Raw genomic sequence first — 14,923 nt, 5'->3', positions numbered from 1 at the left:
AACAAATTAATGGGTCCTGACCCTAGCCATCGTCCTGTGTGCCAGCGACGCGGTGATCGCCAATGTCGATTTCGGTCGAATGAAGTAGGAGATCGTTTTATGTCGCTCGAACTCATCAACCCAGATGATCTGCCAATTCCAGAGATGTACACACAGGTTGTCGTCGCGAAGGGATCCAAGCTGGTATTCGTCTCAGGTCAGCAGCCCGAAGACATACACGGCAAGCTCGTTGGGCATGGTGATTTTGCGGCGCAAGCGCGCCTGGCATTCGGCAATCTCGGCCGAGCGCTCAGTGCGGCAGGTGCACGGCCTGAGCAAGTTTGCAAGATCACAATCTACATTGTCGATTATAAGCGCGATGAACACGTTCCGATCATCGAAGAAGCGCAGATTTCCCTGTTTGGAGATCACAAACCAGCGAATGTGGTGGTCGGGGTAGCGATAATGTCCCCAGGCTACCTCATAGAGGTCGACGCGATAGCGGTCATTGACGAGGCCGTCGGAAGATAGCGTCGCCACAATGCGGCCCGCGTCTATACTAGGTCCGAAGCTGCAGTCGACCCGGGCCGCTGCGCACTTTTGGGCGGCACGCAGATTTTGCCTGACCCCTGTCGTGTCCCAAAACCGCTGCGCACTTTTGGGCGACATCCTTTTTGGCTGACGCATGTCGTTATCCCAAAACCGCTACGCACTTTTGGGCGACATGCGTGAAGGCGGCAAAACTTGTCTTGTCCTGCCGACCATGATAGCGAACCCCCGATTTCAATCCGGTCAGCAATGCTGCCCAGGCAAAAGGACTAAGGCTCATGGCCAGCAATGATGATGCCGCGGCAGGCGCCGCCAACGGCAACGGCAACCAGGCACAGCCCTCGCTCAACGTGCTCGCCCAGTATGTGAAGGACCTGTCCTTCGAAAGCCCCGGCGCGCCGAACTCTCTGCGTGGCCGCGACAAGGCTCCGGGCATCGCCATCAATGTCAACGTCAACGCCAATCCGCTTTCGGACAAGCAGTTTGACGTCAACCTGACCTTGAACGCCAAGGCCTCCTTCGACCAGGAAGTGCTGTTCAACGTCGAATTGGTCTATGGCGGCGTCTTCGCCATCAGCGGCTTCCCGCAGGAGCACATGCTGCCGATCCTGTTCATCGAATGCCCACGGCTGCTCTTCCCCTTCGCCCGCCAGATCATCGCCGACGCGACCCGCAACGGCGGCTTCCCGCCGCTGATGCTCGACCCGATCGATTTCGCGCAGATGTTCCAGCAGCGCATCGCCGAGGATCAGGCGGCCTCCAAGGTCCAGGTGAGCTGAGAAAGACCCCTTAGGAAGTTACGAAAGCCCGGCCTCGCGCCGGGCTTTTTGTTGGAGAGGTTGGCGGGACAGCGAAGGATCGCTACTTGCCCGGTTGTCCGCTCAACCCACAGCCACCTTCAGCCACAGCGCCTTTTCGCCCAGCGTGCCGACAAGGCCGGCATGCGCCGCACGATCGGCCTCGGTGAGGCGCGGCGGCAGGGCGATCGGCCTTGCGCCGATCGAGATGTCGATGTCGGCCACCTCGCCGGCGCCATTCACCTGCACCGCCACGGCATCGAGGATAAGGGCTGCCTGCTTGCCGCCGATGAGCTCGATATAGACCTCGGCAAGCAATTCGGAGTCGAGCAACGCGCCGTGCTTGGTGCGGCGGGTGTTGTCGATGCCGTAGCGGCGGCAAAGCGCGTCCAGCGAGTTCGGGCCCATCGGATGCTTGCGGCGCGCGAGCGCCAGCGTGTCGACGATGCGGCCGGGATCGATGGCCGGATGGTCGAGCCGGCTGAATTCGAGGTTGAGGAAGCCGATATCGAAGGTGGCGTTGTGGGCGATCAGCTTGGCGCCGTCGGTGAAGGCCAGCCACTCCTCGACGATTTCGGCGAAGGTCGGCTTGCCGATCAGGTCGGCGGCGCTGATGCCGTGCACGGCCTGCGCCTCGGCGTGAATCGCGCGGCCCTGCGGATTGATGAATTTGTGGAAGGTTCGCCCTGTCGGAAAGCGGTTGACCAGCTCGACGCCGCCGAGCTCGATGATGCGGTCGTCGCGCAAATCGAGGCCGGTGGTTTCCGTATCGAAGATGATCTCACGCATTCGAATCAATCCACTCCAGGAAGCAGAATCCTACACCGGAACAAAATGGCAATGGGCAATGCTGACGGCCTGCCGTCAGGAGCCGGCTTTGCCGGACTTTTCCCCTGAGAGTTCGGCAATGATCGCCTCGACCGCCGCACGCGCGGTATCAAAACCCTTGCCGGTGTCGACGATGAAATCCGCCTGACGGCGCTTTTCCTCGTCTGGCACCTGCTTGGCCAGGATAGCGGCGAATTTCTTCTCGCTCATGCCGGGCCGCTCCAGCACGCGGCTGCGCTGGACCTCCGCCGGCGCGGTGACGACGACCACCTTGTCGACGCGGTCACGGCCGCCGGTCTCGAACAGCAGCGGGATGTCGAGCACGGCGATCGGCGCGCCGGCGGCACGGTGCCTGGCCAAAAACGCATCGGCGTCGGCGCGCACCAGCGGATGGATGATCGCTTCCAGTGTCTTCAGCGCGGCGGGATCGCCCAGCACTTTCTCGGCCAGCCTGGCGCGATCGACCGCGCCTGCTTTTGTCGTGCCGGGAAAGGCCGCTTCGACCAGAGGTGCCGCCTTGCCGGCATAGAGACGATGCACGGTTTCGTCCGAATCATGCACCGGCACGCCGGCATCAGTGAACATCTTCGCCGTGGTCGACTTGCCCATGCCGATCGATCCGGTGAGGCCGAGCACGATCATGGCTTTGCCTATCATCAATGGACTTCCATCAATGGGCTTGGATATCGGCAACGATCATGCGCCGCAATTCCGGCGTGACCTCCGGCCTTTTGCCGAACCAGCGCTCGAAGCCGGGCACCGCCTGGTGCAGCAGCATGCCCAGCCCATCGACCGTCTTCAGGCCACGCGCCCTGGCGGCTGCTAGCAGCGGCGTTTCCAGCGGCACATAGACGATGTCGGTGACGATGGCGTGGCCGGGCAGACCCGCCGGATCGGCAACGAGGCCCTCGTTGCCATGCATGCCGAGCGCGGTGGTGTTGATGAGCAGGCCGGCATCGGCAAGCAATTCGCCGACCGCGCCGGCGCCATGCGCGGACACTCCGGCCCCGAACCGATCGGCGAGTTCCTCGGCCCTCGCCAGGGTGCGGTTGACGATGCGGATGTCGCTAACGCCACGGTCCTTCAGCGCGTGGATGACCGCGCGGGACGCACCGCCCGCACCCAGCACCACAGCCGGGCCGTTTGCCGCCCAGCCCGGTGCATGGTCATCGAGATTGCCGGCAAAGCCGAGTCCGTCGGTGTTGCCGCCCCACAACCTGCCTTCTTCCAGCCAGAGCGTGTTGACCGCGCCGATCGCCTCGGCCGCCTCGTCGCGGCGCTCGACCAGGGCGAAGGCGGCTTCCTTGTGCGGGATGGTGACGTTGCCGCCGCGGTAGCCGTTCTCGCCCAGCGATTTCAGGAACGCCGCGAAATCCTCCGGCCGAACGTCGATCGCCCGGTAGCTGCCGTCGATGCCGTATTTCGCCAGCCAGTAGCCGTGGATCCTTGGCGAGCGCGAATGCGCGATCGGATGGCCGGTGACGAAGGCCTTTTTCTCAACCATCGATCGCTCCCAGCGCGCGCAGTTCCTTGAGCAGCGGCAACAGCGGCAGGCCGACGATCGTAAAATAGTCGCCCTCGATTTTCTCGAAGAGCTGGATGCCTTCGCCCTCGATCTGATAGGCGCCGACACTGGACAGCGCCTTGGCGCCGACCCGCGCCAGGTGCCGGCCGATGAAGGCCGGGTCGAGCTTGCGCATGGTCAGGCCGGCGACCCCGACATGACGCCACAGCACCTCGCCATCGCGGCAGAGCACGGCGGCGCTGTTCAGCTGATGGGTTTTACCCGACAAAGCCAGGAGATGCCTCCGCGCGCCTTCCATTTCGGCCGGCTTGTGGAAGATTTCGTCGCCCAGCGACAGCGTCTGGTCGCAGCCGAGCACCAATGCGCCCGGCCTGCGCTCGCTGACTTCGGTCGCCTTGGCCTCGGCGAGGATGGAAGCGACGTCTTCGGGAGATACGCCGCTATCCTGCAGGGGCGCCTCGAGTGCGCGCTCGTCGACTTCCGCCGGCACCGCCTCGATGTCGAGCCCGGCATTGACGAGCATCGCCTTGCGGAACGGGCTGCCCGAAGCGAGGATGATTGTCTCGGCCATATTCTGTCACGCCATCGCGTCCCGATTTACCGGGGCATGGGTTACCTGTTCTTGCCCCGCAGGGCAACGATGGCCGCCGCCGTTTCCTCGATCGAACGCCGGCTGACATCGATCATCGGCCAGCCATGCCTGGTGCAGAGCTGGCGCGCATAGGCGAGCTCCTCGTTGATCGCGGCGCGGTCGATATAGTCGGTCGGCACATAGGCGCTGGTGTTGCCGAGGATGCGGTTTTGCCTGACGTGCGATATGCGTTCGGCCGTGGCGACGAGGCCGACGATCAGCGGCGTCTTGGCGGCGATTAGGCTTTCGGGCAGCGGCACGCCGAGCACGATCGGGATGTTGGCGGTCTTGATGCCGCGGTTGGCGAGATAGATGCTGGTCGGCGTCTTCGAGGTGCGCGAAATGCCGATGAGCACGATATCGGCGTCGTCCATATTGGCCGGCAGCTGGCCGTCGTCATGCTCCATGGTAAAGTTGAGCGCATCGATGCGGCGGAAATACTCGGCGTCGAGCACATGCTGGGCGCCGACGCGGCGGCCGGCCGGCGTGCCGAGATAGGACTGGAAGACGGCAAGCACCGGCTCCAGCACCGAAACGCAAGGCAGACCCATGGCGGCGCAGCGCTCGTCGATGCTGCGCGCCAGCTTCTGGTCGACCACCGTATAGAGAATGATGCCCGGTTCCTCCTCGATATCCTCGAAGACCTTGGCGACCTGCTTTTCCGTGCGGATCAGCGGATAGATGTGCTCGATGGCGCGCGCATCCTTGTACTGCGCGGACGCCGCGCGGCCGGCCGCCAGCAGGGTCTCGCCGGTGGCGTCGGAAATCAGATGCAGATGGAAGAAGCTCTGGGGTTTGTTCACAAGGGTCGGTTCCGGGCTGTGGGCAGATGTGGACAAGGTTGGACAGAAAGATCGCGACGTCGAAGGCGACTGTATCAGATGGTACCTTGTCCACAATTCGCCCAGCTGTAGGCTTTGTCGGGACGCTGGGGACAAAACCGGGGATCAACTTTTCTTGGGCCGCGTCGTCCACAGCGCGGAATTCGGAACAAGGATGCCAAGCCGCTGACTCTAATCGCTGAATCCGGTTCTTCCCCAGATCCCTCCAATTTGCGAATGACGCCGCGCGACAATATGCTGACTGGCCTTTTCGAGCGACAGACGGGACAGGTCGCAACCACCACAACCAACAGACTCTTAGAATCAGAAGACTCTTTTAAAATAGATATTTGATTTAAGAGACCTGGCGCATGACCCCGAACCGAAGGCTCGGAAAGGATCATGCGTCAGATAAAGTGCTACAGCGTCCTTTGCGCGTCTTAGGACGCGCGGCGCTGTAGAGAGAGGGCGAGCACTGGATGGCTGGGAAACGGATCATGCTGGACGTCCTCAAGGGCAATGCGGTTTCGCCGCCGCCGCTCTGGATGATGCGTCAGGCAGGCCGCTATCTCCCGGAATACCGCGAGACCCGGAAGCGGGCCGGATCCTTTCTCGACCTCTGCTACGATCCCGACCTTGCCGTCGAAGTGACGCTGCAGCCGATCGAGCGCTTCGGCTTCGATGCCTCGATCCTGTTCTCCGACATTCTCGTCGTGCCCAATGCGCTGGGCCGGGAAGTCCGCTTCGAAGAGGGACATGGGCCGATCCTGAAGCCGATTGCGGCGGCCGAGATTTCAGCGCTCAACAGCGAAACGTTTCACGTGAATCTCGAACCGGTCTATGAGACCGTCCGACGGCTGCGCGCAAAGCTGCCCGATCAGACGACCCTCATCGGCTTTTGCGGCGCGCCCTGGACGGTCGCGACCTATATGATCGCCGGCCACGGCACGCCGGATCAGGGACCGGCGCGGCTCTTCGCCTATCGCGAACCGGAGGCCTTCGCACGGCTTCTGAAGATACTGGCCGACCACTCGGCCGCCTATCTCATCCGTCAGATCGAGGCCGGCGCCGATGTGGTGCAGATTTTCGACTCCTGGTCGGGCGTTCTCGATGAACCGTCCTTTGAGGCGTTTTGCGTCGAGCCCGTTGCCGAGATCGTGCGGCAGGTGAAGGCGGCGCACCCGGATATCCCGGTGATCGGGTTTCCGAAGGGCGCCGGCGAGCGCTATCGCGATTACAGGGAAAAGACGGGGATCACCGGTCTTGGCCTCGACTGGACCGTGCCGCTGTCGATGGCGAAGGAACTGCAGGGCGAAGGCGCGGTGCAGGGCAATCTCGATCCGCTTCGCCTGGTCGCCGGTGGCAAGGCGCTGGCCGACGGCGTCGATGCCATCCTTCGCATGCTGGGCGATGGGCCGCTGATCTTCAATCTTGGCCATGGCATCACGCCGGAAACGCCGGTGGCGCATGTCGAGGCCATGGTGAAAATGGTGAGGAGTCACCGATGACCGACACGACCAACGAGAACAGCGCCGGCCAGGCGATGAAGCGCATGGTGATCGGCATCGTCGTTCTCGTCGTGTTGACGGCGCTGCTCTATTTCGTGGCGCCCGACAGTTTCTATCCATGGGCGAAGGCAATCCACGTCGTTGCCGTCATCTCCTGGATGGCCGGCATGCTCTATCTGCCGCGGCTCTTCGTCTACCACGTCGATGCCGAGAAAGGCTCCGTGCAATCCGAGACCTTCAAGGTGATGGAGCGCCGGCTGCTGAGGGGGATCATCAATCCGGCGATGATCGTCACCTGGGTGTTCGGGCTTTGGCTGGCCTGGAAGGGTTTCGACTTTCAGGGCGGTTGGCTGCACGCCAAGATCGCGGCGGTGCTTCTGCTTTCGGGGCTTCACGGCTATCTCGCCGGCGCGGTGCGGAAATTTGCCGAGGACAAGAACGAAAAGCCTGCCAGGCACTGGCGGATCGTCAACGAGATCCCCACATTGCTCATGATCGTCATCGTCATCCTGGTCGTCGTGAAGCCGTTCTGAGGCTCGAACGACCCCGCAAAAGGCGGCTTGCTCTTTCAGGCGACCGACGATAAAAGACGGGTCTTCCTTCCCGTCATGCGCCGCCCCTTTCTCGCTTTCGGCCGCGCCCGGCATTTGTCGTATCCAGCCGATTTTTTCTCCCCAAAGCCTACCCAGAGTCCATCTAATGCAAGAAATGAAACTCGCAGAGTTCAAGAACAAAAAGCCGCCGGAGCTGATCGCTTATGCCGAATCGCTCGAGGTGGAGAACGCCAGCGTCATGCGGAAGCAGGAGCTGATGTTCGCGATCCTGAAGAAACTCGCCACCCAGGACGTCGAGATCATCGGCGAAGGCGTGGTCGAGGTACTGCAGGACGGTTTCGGCTTCCTGCGCTCGGCCAACGCCAATTACCTGCCAGGTCCCGACGACATCTATATCTCGCCGTCGCAAATCAGGCGTTTTTCGCTCAAGACCGGCGATACGGTCGAGGGACCGATCCGCAGCCCGAAAGAGGGCGAGCGTTACTTCGCGCTGCTCAAGGTCAATACCATCAATTTCGACGACCCGGAGAAGATCCGGCACAAGATCCACTTCGACAATCTGACGCCGCTCTACCCGACATCGCGGCTGAAGATGGAGGTCGACAATCCGACCAGCAAGGACATCTCACCCCGCGTGATCGACCTGGTCGCGCCGATCGGGAAGGGACAGCGCGCGTTGATCAACGCGCAGCCGCGTACCGGCAAGACGGTTCTCATGCAGAACATCGCCCACTCGATCACCGCCAACCATCCGGAATGCTACCTGATCGTGCTTCTGATCGACGAGCGCCCGGAGGAAGTGACCGACATGCAGCGCTCGGTGAAGGGCGAGGTGATCTCCTCGACCTTCGACGAGCCGGCGGCGCGCCATGTGCAGGTCGCCGAAATGGTGATCGAGAAAGCCAAGCGCCTGGTCGAACATGGCCGCGATGTCGTCATCCTGCTCGATTCGATCACGCGCCTCGGCCGCGCCTACAACACCGTGGTGCCGTCATCCGGCAAGGTGCTGACCGGCGGTGTCGACGCCAATGCGCTGCAGCGCCCGAAGCGCTTCTTCGGCGCCGCCCGTAATATCGAGGAAGGCGGCTCGCTCACCATCATCGCCACTGCGCTGATCGACACCGGCAGCCGCATGGACGAAGTCATCTTCGAAGAGTTCAAGGGCACCGGCAACTGTGAAATCCAGCTCGATCGCAAGGTGGCCGACAAGCGCATCTACCCGGCGATGGACATCCTCAAATCCGGTACCCGCAAGGAAGACCTTTTGGTGCCACGCGCGGACCTGCAGAAGATCTTCGTGCTGCGCCGGATTCTCGCGCCGATGGGAACGACCGACGCGATCGAGTTCCTCATCGACAAGCTCAAGCAAACCAAGACCAACGCCGACTTCTTCGATTCGATGAATACGTGATTGGCCTATCCTCGCCCTTGTGGGGAGGGTCGATCCGCGACGCGGAGCGGAGTGGGGGTTCATGGACTCTTTCGCCCCGACCCCACCCCGGCTTACGATCTTCGCTTTGCTGCAATCGTAAGCCGATCCTTCCCACAACGGGGGGGGTGGGTGCTCTCCCCCCGCCGCAACAGCTTCTCCAACTCACCTGGCTCCGTAACCGCCGGCAGGCACACTTGCCCGCTGCAGAACCAGGCGCCCGGCTTGTCCGTCGGCGGCAGCACGCCACCCGGTAGAAGCGGTTGATTCGCTTCCGTACCGATCGGCACGACAATGTCGACCCGGCGCGGATCGGGATATCGATTCGCGGCCGGAACGAGACCGGGAGACTCTGGCCTATCTATAATGACGAGCTTCAGCGGTTCGAGCGCCAGCGCGCAGGCGTTGACGATGCCGGCTTGGCTGTAGGCCTGTTGCGCGGCGCGACCCATGGCATGCTCGGCGGTCGTCCAGGCCTTTTCCCAAAACTCGGGATCGCCGGTGAGCGAAGCGAGCCGCACCAACGCTTCGACGATCTGGCTGGTGGCCGAAGGGATCGCCTCGTCGACGTCACCGCGGATGCGGATCAGCACGTCGGCGCTGTCGGATGCCGTCAGATAATAGCCGGATTTTTCGCTGTCCTGATGCCAGCGGTCGAGCTCGGCGATGAACCGTCGGGCGCGGCCCGAGTAGGCCACATCTCCGGTCGCCTCGAACAGCGCGATCGCGGCATTGGTCATGGCGGCATAGTCGTTCGACAACGCCGGAAAGAGTTTTTTCTCACCCAGCATCGAATGCGGCAGGCGGCCATCCCGGCTGGCATCGACGATATGGGCAAAGGCTTTGGCCGCTGCCTCGATCCAATCAGGCTGGGCGAGAGCGCGTCCGGCTTCCGCCAGTGCTGCGATCGTCAGGCCGTTCCAATCGGTGAGTGCCTTGCCGTCGCGGCCCGGCCTGACCCGCTTTTCACGCACTGTCAGCAGTTTCGCTTTCAGCGGCGCAAGCTCGGCGTAGTCGGCGACGCCTTGGCGCTGCTGTGGTTCGCTCTGGCGGATGATCGGCTTGCCTTCCCAGCCATGCGGGGCGGCCAGCTCGAAATATCGGAAGAACGCGGCCGAATCGCCGTCGAGCGCGGCTTCGACCTCGTCCTTGCTCCAAGTGTAGAAGAGCCCCTCCTCGCCGTCGCTGTCGGCATCGAGGCTGGCGGCGAAGGCGTCACCATCGACTCGCATCTCGCGCAGCAGCCAGGCGACGGTCTCTTCGATTCGTATCCGGAACAAGTCGTTGCCGGTAGCGGCATAGGCCCAGTTGCACATGCGGATGAGCTGGGCGTTGTCGTAAAGCATCTTCTCGAAATGCGGCACAAGCCATTCGGCGTCGGTCGAATAGCGGCTGAGGCCGCCGCCGACGTGGTCATAGATGCCGCCGGCAAGCATCTTTTCCAGACTGAGCAGCACTGCGTCGCGATGCGCGGTCTGGCCGTCGCGCAGCCAGGACAGCCAGAGACTATGCATGAAGGGCGCGTTGGGGAATTTCGGCGCGCCGCGCAAGCCGCCGAGGTCGCGATCAATCATGCTGTCGATACGGTTGCTGAGATCGGTAAGCGTGTCGCGGTCGAGCACCGCCTTGCCTTGCGCACCGGCCAGCCGTTGCTCGACATGGGCCGTCAGACCGTCCGCGCTTTCGGCGAGGCTTTGCTGCTTTTCGCGCCAGGCCTTGTCGACCGCTTCCAGCACCTGGACGAAGCCCGGCCGGCCATAGCGCGCCTCGCGTGGAAAATAGGTGCCGCCCCAGAAAGGCTTGCCGTCGGGCGTGAGGAACATGGTTAGCGGCCAGCCGCCCTGCTCGCCCATGGCATGCAGCGCCGCCATATAGATCTGGTCGATGTCCGGGCGCTCCTCGCGATCGACCTTGATATTGACGAAGAGCCGGTTCATGACGGCGGCAGCGGCGTCGTTCTCGAAGCTTTCATGCGCCATGACATGGCACCAGTGGCAGGCGGCATAGCCGATGGAGAGCAGGATCGGCCGTCCGAGTTCCTTGGCTTCGGCAAGGGCGTCCGGCGACCAGCCCCGCCAGTGCACGGGATTGTCGCTGTGCTGCTGCAGATAGGGGCTCGCCTCTTCGGCAAGCAGGTTTCGCGCGGGCAAGGTCACGATGGGCGGCTCGGCTTGGTTGATGAGCAATGCAATTCCGCGAAAGCTGCGGCTTCCGTGCGGAACGGCACCTGAAAGAAGATACCTAGGGTGGTTCGGCGGGTCGGGCAAATGGTAACTTCGAAGGATTCGATCGTGGCGCTGTCGAGCGGCCGGCTGCCCGCCGGCATTGCCGTGATCCGTATTTCCGGCCCGAAGACTCGATTCGTGGTCGAAACGATCGCCGGCGGCACGGTTAAGGATCGGTTTACCACGTTGCGCAAGCTGAAGGCGCTCGACGGCTCGGTCATCGATCAAGGCCTTGTCCTGTTCTTTCCGAGGCCCGGCAGCTTCACCGGCGAGGACGTTGCCGAGTTCCATGTCCACGGCAGCCGCGCCGTCGCTGCGAAAATGCTGGAAACGATCACCGGCTTCGAAGGTGTCAGACATGCCGAGCCCGGCGAATTCACCCGGCGCGCTTTCCTTAACGGGAAACTCGATCTGGTCGAGACGGAAGCATTGGCTGACCTCGTCAATGCCGAGACTGAAGCCCAGCGCCGCTTCGCCGTGCGCAATGCCGAAGGGGCGCAAAGCGCGCTCTATTCGGGATGGCGCCGGCGGCTGATCCATGCGCGGGCCATGATCGAGGCCGAGATCGACTTCGCCGATGAAGAGGACGTGCCGGGCTCCGTGTCCGACGCGGTTTGGGCCGACGTAGCGGCGATGATCGCGGAGATCGAACGGCACATCCAGGGTTTCAAGGCCGCCGAGATCATCCGCGACGGTTTTGAGGTCGTCATCCTCGGCGCGCCGAATGCCGGAAAATCCAGCCTGTTCAACGCGCTCGCCCGGCGTGAGGCGGCGATCGTCACCGACGAGCCGGGCACCACGCGCGACCTGCTTGAGGTGGTCCTGGATCTCAACGGGATGCGGGTGCGGATCGTGGATACGGCAGGCTTGCGAGAATCCGCCGGCAAGGTGGAGACGATCGGCATCGAACGGGCGCGCGCCAAGGCGGGCGGCGCCGACCTTGTCCTGCTGCTCGAGGACATGATCGATCCGCAGCCCGTGGGCGAGGTTCCGACAGGCGTTCCGTTGCTGAAGATCGGCACGAAGGCCGATATCGAGGGCGCGCGCAAAGGGATCTATGACATGGTCATTTCCTCCAGGGACGGTTCCGGGCTTTCCGGCCTTCTGGATGAAATTGCGCGGCGCGCGGCTGCTGCCATCGGAGACGCCGGCGATGTCCTGCCGTCCAGGCTGCGCCATGTCGAGTTGCTGAAGGAATCGAAGGATTTTCTCATCGCAGCCGCTTCGGGATCGAGACAGGAGTTGCGCGCGGAGGAACTGCGGCTGGCAACCGATCGGCTCGGGCGGATCGTCGGCGCGGTCGATGTCGAGGACATGCTCGACGTCATCTTTTCGCAGTTCTGCATCGGTAAGTGATTCACGTGAAACACGGAACAGGACACGGCATGGCTGATTCACGTGAAACACCGGCGCGATGTGTCGGACATGTGTTTCACGTGAAACGAGTCCGGCCTTCGTCCTTGACAGCGAAGGCCGCCGGGGACATGTGTCGGGCAATCTCTGAAACCGGATTCTCGAAATGACCAATCACTATGATGTGGTGGTGGTAGGCGGTGGCCATGCCGGCTGCGAAGCGGCCAGTGCCGCCGCGCGCGCCGGGGCCAGGACGGCACTGGTGACGCTGCGTTTCGACACGATCGGCGTCATGTCCTGCAACCCGGCGATCGGCGGTCTCGGCAAGGGACATCTCGTGCGCGAGATCGACGCCATGGACGGGCTGATGGGGCGCATCGCCGATGCCGCGGGCATCCAGTTCCGTTTGCTCAACCGTCGCAAGGGCCCCGCCGTGCGCGGACCGCGCACCCAGGCCGACCGCAAGCTCTATCGCCTCGCCATGCAAACCGCGATTTGTGAGCAGGCCGATCTCGACGTGGTCGAAGGCGAGGTGCTCGATCTCGAGATTGAAGACGGGCAGGTTGTTGCCGTGCTGGTTTCGGGCGATAGGCGCCTCGCCTGCGGCGCCGTGGTGCTGACCACCGGCACTTTCCTGCGTGGGCTGATCCATATCGGCGAGAAGAAGATCGTCGCTGGCCGCATGAACGAGCAGGCGAGCGTGGGTTTGTCGGCGACTATGAGCCGCGCGGGCTTCAAGCTTGGACGGCTCAAGACGGGCACGCCCCCTCGCCTCGACGGCCGCACCATTGACTGGGCGGCGCTGGAGAGCCAGGCGGCGGACGAGGATCCGGTGCCCTTCTCACTGATGACCGACCGAATCGCCAACCCGCAGATACATTGCGGTATCACGCGCACCTCGACGGCGACGCATGAGTTGATTCGCCTCAATCTTGGCCGTTCAGCGATGTATTCCGGCTCGATCGAAGGTGTCGGCCCGCGCTACTGTCCTTCGATCGAGGACAAGATCGTCAAGTTCGGCGATCGCGAAGGCCACCAGATCTTCCTCGAGCCGGAAGGCCTCGACGACGACACCGTCTATCCGAACGGCATCTCGACCTCGCTGCCGGAAGACGTGCAACTCGACATTCTGAAGACGATCCCCGGGCTGGAAAAGGCGACGATGCTGCAGCCGGGTTATGCGATCGAATACGACCACGTCGACCCGCGCGAGCTCAAGACGACGCTGGAGGCTAAGCGTGTCGGGGGCCTGTTCCTGGCCGGGCAGATCAACGGCACGACCGGGTACGAAGAGGCCGGCGCGCAGGGTCTGCTCGCGGGGGTCAACGCTGCGCGCAAGGCATCGGGAGGCGATCCGGTCCTGCTCAGCCGCACCGAAGCCTATATGGGCGTGATGGTCGACGATCTGACCAGCCGCGGCATCGCCGAGCCTTATCGCATGTTCACCTCGCGGGCCGAGTTCCGGCTTTCGCTGCGCGCCGACAATGCCGACGAGCGGTTGACGCCGCTGGCCGACCGGCTAGGGATTGCCTCGTCGGAGCGCATGCAGCGATTCGATGAGATGGCGAGCAAGCTCGACCATGCCCGCGCTCTGGCAAAGGCGATCACCTTTACGCCGAACGAAGCGGCGCGGCACGGGCTGGAGATCAACAAGGATGGGGTGCGTCGCTCGGCCTACGATCTGCTGGCGCATCCGGGCGTCGACATTGCCTGGCTGACCCGTGTCGAGCCTCGTTTCACCGAGCTTGGCGCCAAGACGGCGGAACGGCTCGAGACGGAAGCGAAATATTCCGTCTATCTTGAACGTCAGCAGACCGATGTCGCGCAAATAAGGCATGAGGAGTCGCGGCTTATTCCTGAGAGCATCGACTTCTCCGAAGTGCCTGGCCTCTCCAACGAGCTGAAGCAGAAGATGAAGATGCGTCAGCCGCGCTCGATCGCCGATGCGCAGCGCATGGAAGGCATGACGCCGGCGGCGCTCGCGATCATCGTCGCCCATGTCCGCAATGCCGAGCTCGCTGCGCGAAGGTCGGTGGCGTGAGCGCCGATCGCTTGGGCGCTGATGGTTGGGGCGCCGATGGCTGGGAAGACCTGCGGAAGGCGGCGGGGCCGGTTTCACGTGAAACATTCGAGCGGCTGCAGGCCTTCGAACGGCTCTTCCAGAAATGGAACCGCAGCATCAATCTGGCGGCGCCGTCGACGCTGGACGATGTCTGGCGTCGCCACATCCTGGATAGCGCCCAGCTTGCCCGAATCGCACCCGCGGCAATGCGCTGGGTCGATCTCGGCTCCGGCGGCGGCTTTCCCGGACTGGTGCTGGCCTTCCTGCTTGTTGAGCGCCCGGCCGCCTCGATCGACCTCGTCGAGAGCAACCGCAAGAAGGCCTCGTTCCTGCAATCGGTCATCGGCCAGTTCGATCTGCCGGCGCGTGTCCTCGCGCGACGGATCGATGACAGCTATCCTCTTGTTTCTGCGCCGGAAATCGTGACGGCGCGGGCACTGGCGGCGCTTCCGGACCTGCTCGATCTGTCCGCGCCCTGGCTGAGCAAAGGGGCGCGCGGGCTTTTCCACAAAGGCCGGGATTACCGCGCCGAAGTGGAAGAAAGCGCTCACCGCTGGGCCTTCGATCTGGTAGAACATCCGAGCATGACCGACGCTCATGGCGTCGTCCTGGAAATCACCGATCTGCGCCCGGCGACCCGCAATGAATTACTGGCATAAACC

14 protein-coding genes are annotated in these 14,923 nt (G+C 63.1%); 8 read left to right on the top strand and 6 right to left on the bottom strand.

Annotation, left to right across the window (positions count from 1 at the left end):
• Positions 1–99: 99 nt before the first annotated feature.
• Both DH10_RS04290 and secB read left to right on the top strand, forming a co-directional pair.
• On the top strand, positions 100–510 hold the full coding sequence (locus DH10_RS04290; protein ID WP_192255268.1) for a RidA family protein: 411 nt from the start codon (positions 100–102) through the stop codon (positions 508–510).
• A 296-nt stretch (positions 511–806) separates the two neighbouring features.
• Positions 807–1,307, top strand: a complete 501-nt coding sequence (gene secB, locus DH10_RS04285) for a protein-export chaperone SecB (RefSeq protein WP_059189571.1) — start codon at positions 807–809, stop codon at positions 1,305–1,307.
• Positions 1,308–1,409: 102 nt separating this feature from the next.
• Here secB and dnaQ read toward each other — a convergent pair whose 3' ends face one another.
• The 5 genes from dnaQ to DH10_RS04260 form a co-directional block, all read right to left on the bottom strand.
• On the bottom strand, positions 1,410–2,114 hold the full coding sequence (gene dnaQ, locus DH10_RS04280) for a DNA polymerase III subunit epsilon (RefSeq protein ID WP_192255270.1): 705 nt from the start codon (positions 2,112–2,114) through the stop codon (positions 1,410–1,412).
• Positions 2,115–2,189: 75 nt separating this feature from the next.
• Positions 2,190–2,795 carry a dephospho-CoA kinase gene (coaE, locus tag DH10_RS04275; protein ID WP_192255413.1) on the bottom strand — a complete coding sequence of 202 codons (606 nt, stop codon included), beginning with the start codon at positions 2,793–2,795 and terminating at the stop codon, positions 2,190–2,192.
• Between the two features lie 28 nt (positions 2,796–2,823).
• Positions 2,824–3,657 (bottom strand): shikimate dehydrogenase, encoded by an 834-nt coding sequence (locus DH10_RS04270; protein ID WP_192255272.1) that lies wholly within the window; start codon positions 3,655–3,657, stop codon positions 2,824–2,826.
• Positions 3,650–4,249 carry a Maf-like protein gene (locus tag DH10_RS04265; protein ID WP_192255274.1) on the bottom strand — a complete coding sequence of 200 codons (600 nt, stop codon included), beginning with the start codon at positions 4,247–4,249 and terminating at the stop codon, positions 3,650–3,652. The genes DH10_RS04270 and DH10_RS04265 overlap by 8 nt, the downstream gene beginning before the upstream one ends.
• Positions 4,250–4,290: 41 nt before the next feature.
• Positions 4,291–5,112, bottom strand: coding sequence for a pyruvate, water dikinase regulatory protein (locus DH10_RS04260; protein ID WP_127427036.1), 822 nt, complete (start codon positions 5,110–5,112; stop codon positions 4,291–4,293).
• Positions 5,113–5,609: 497 nt separating this feature from the next.
• On the opposite strand from DH10_RS04260, the gene hemE reads away from it, so the two are divergent.
• From hemE to rho, 3 genes are all read left to right on the top strand, one after another.
• Positions 5,610–6,638 carry a uroporphyrinogen decarboxylase gene (hemE, locus tag DH10_RS04255; protein ID WP_192255276.1) on the top strand — a complete coding sequence of 343 codons (1,029 nt, stop codon included), beginning with the start codon at positions 5,610–5,612 and terminating at the stop codon, positions 6,636–6,638.
• Entirely contained in the window at positions 6,635–7,171 is a 537-nt protein-coding gene (hemJ, locus tag DH10_RS04250; RefSeq protein ID WP_192255278.1) for a protoporphyrinogen oxidase HemJ, read from the top strand. The genes hemE and hemJ overlap by 4 nt, the downstream gene beginning before the upstream one ends.
• A gap of 166 nt (positions 7,172–7,337) precedes the next feature.
• Complete coding sequence (rho, locus tag DH10_RS04245) at positions 7,338–8,603, top strand: transcription termination factor Rho (protein ID WP_192255280.1); 1,266 nt, start codon at positions 7,338–7,340, stop codon at positions 8,601–8,603.
• A 92-nt stretch (positions 8,604–8,695) separates the two neighbouring features.
• On the opposite strand, the gene DH10_RS04240 is transcribed toward rho, so the two are convergent.
• Positions 8,696–10,777, bottom strand: a complete 2,082-nt coding sequence (locus tag DH10_RS04240; protein ID WP_192384258.1) for a DUF255 domain-containing protein — start codon at positions 10,775–10,777, stop codon at positions 8,696–8,698.
• Positions 10,778–10,888: 111 nt separating this feature from the next.
• On the opposite strand from DH10_RS04240, the gene mnmE reads away from it, so the two are divergent.
• From mnmE to rsmG, 3 genes are all read left to right on the top strand, one after another.
• Complete coding sequence (gene mnmE, locus DH10_RS04235) at positions 10,889–12,202, top strand: tRNA uridine-5-carboxymethylaminomethyl(34) synthesis GTPase MnmE (protein WP_192384256.1); 1,314 nt, start codon at positions 10,889–10,891, stop codon at positions 12,200–12,202.
• 163 nt (positions 12,203–12,365) lie between these two features.
• Positions 12,366–14,240 carry a tRNA uridine-5-carboxymethylaminomethyl(34) synthesis enzyme MnmG gene (gene mnmG, locus DH10_RS04230; RefSeq protein WP_192255284.1) on the top strand — a complete coding sequence of 625 codons (1,875 nt, stop codon included), beginning with the start codon at positions 12,366–12,368 and terminating at the stop codon, positions 14,238–14,240.
• Positions 14,237–14,920 (top strand): 16S rRNA (guanine(527)-N(7))-methyltransferase RsmG, encoded by a 684-nt coding sequence (gene rsmG, locus DH10_RS04225; protein ID WP_376774911.1) that lies wholly within the window; start codon positions 14,237–14,239, stop codon positions 14,918–14,920. The genes mnmG and rsmG overlap by 4 nt, the downstream gene beginning before the upstream one ends.
• Positions 14,921–14,923 lie beyond the last annotated feature (3 nt).

The sequence above is a fragment of the Mesorhizobium silamurunense genome, assembly GCF_014843825.1.
GTDB classification, from domain to species: Bacteria; Pseudomonadota; Alphaproteobacteria; order Rhizobiales; family Rhizobiaceae; genus Mesorhizobium; species Mesorhizobium silamurunense.
The sequence above is the reverse complement of the archived record's forward strand: the minus strand, read 5'-3'. Positions and strand labels throughout refer to the sequence as shown.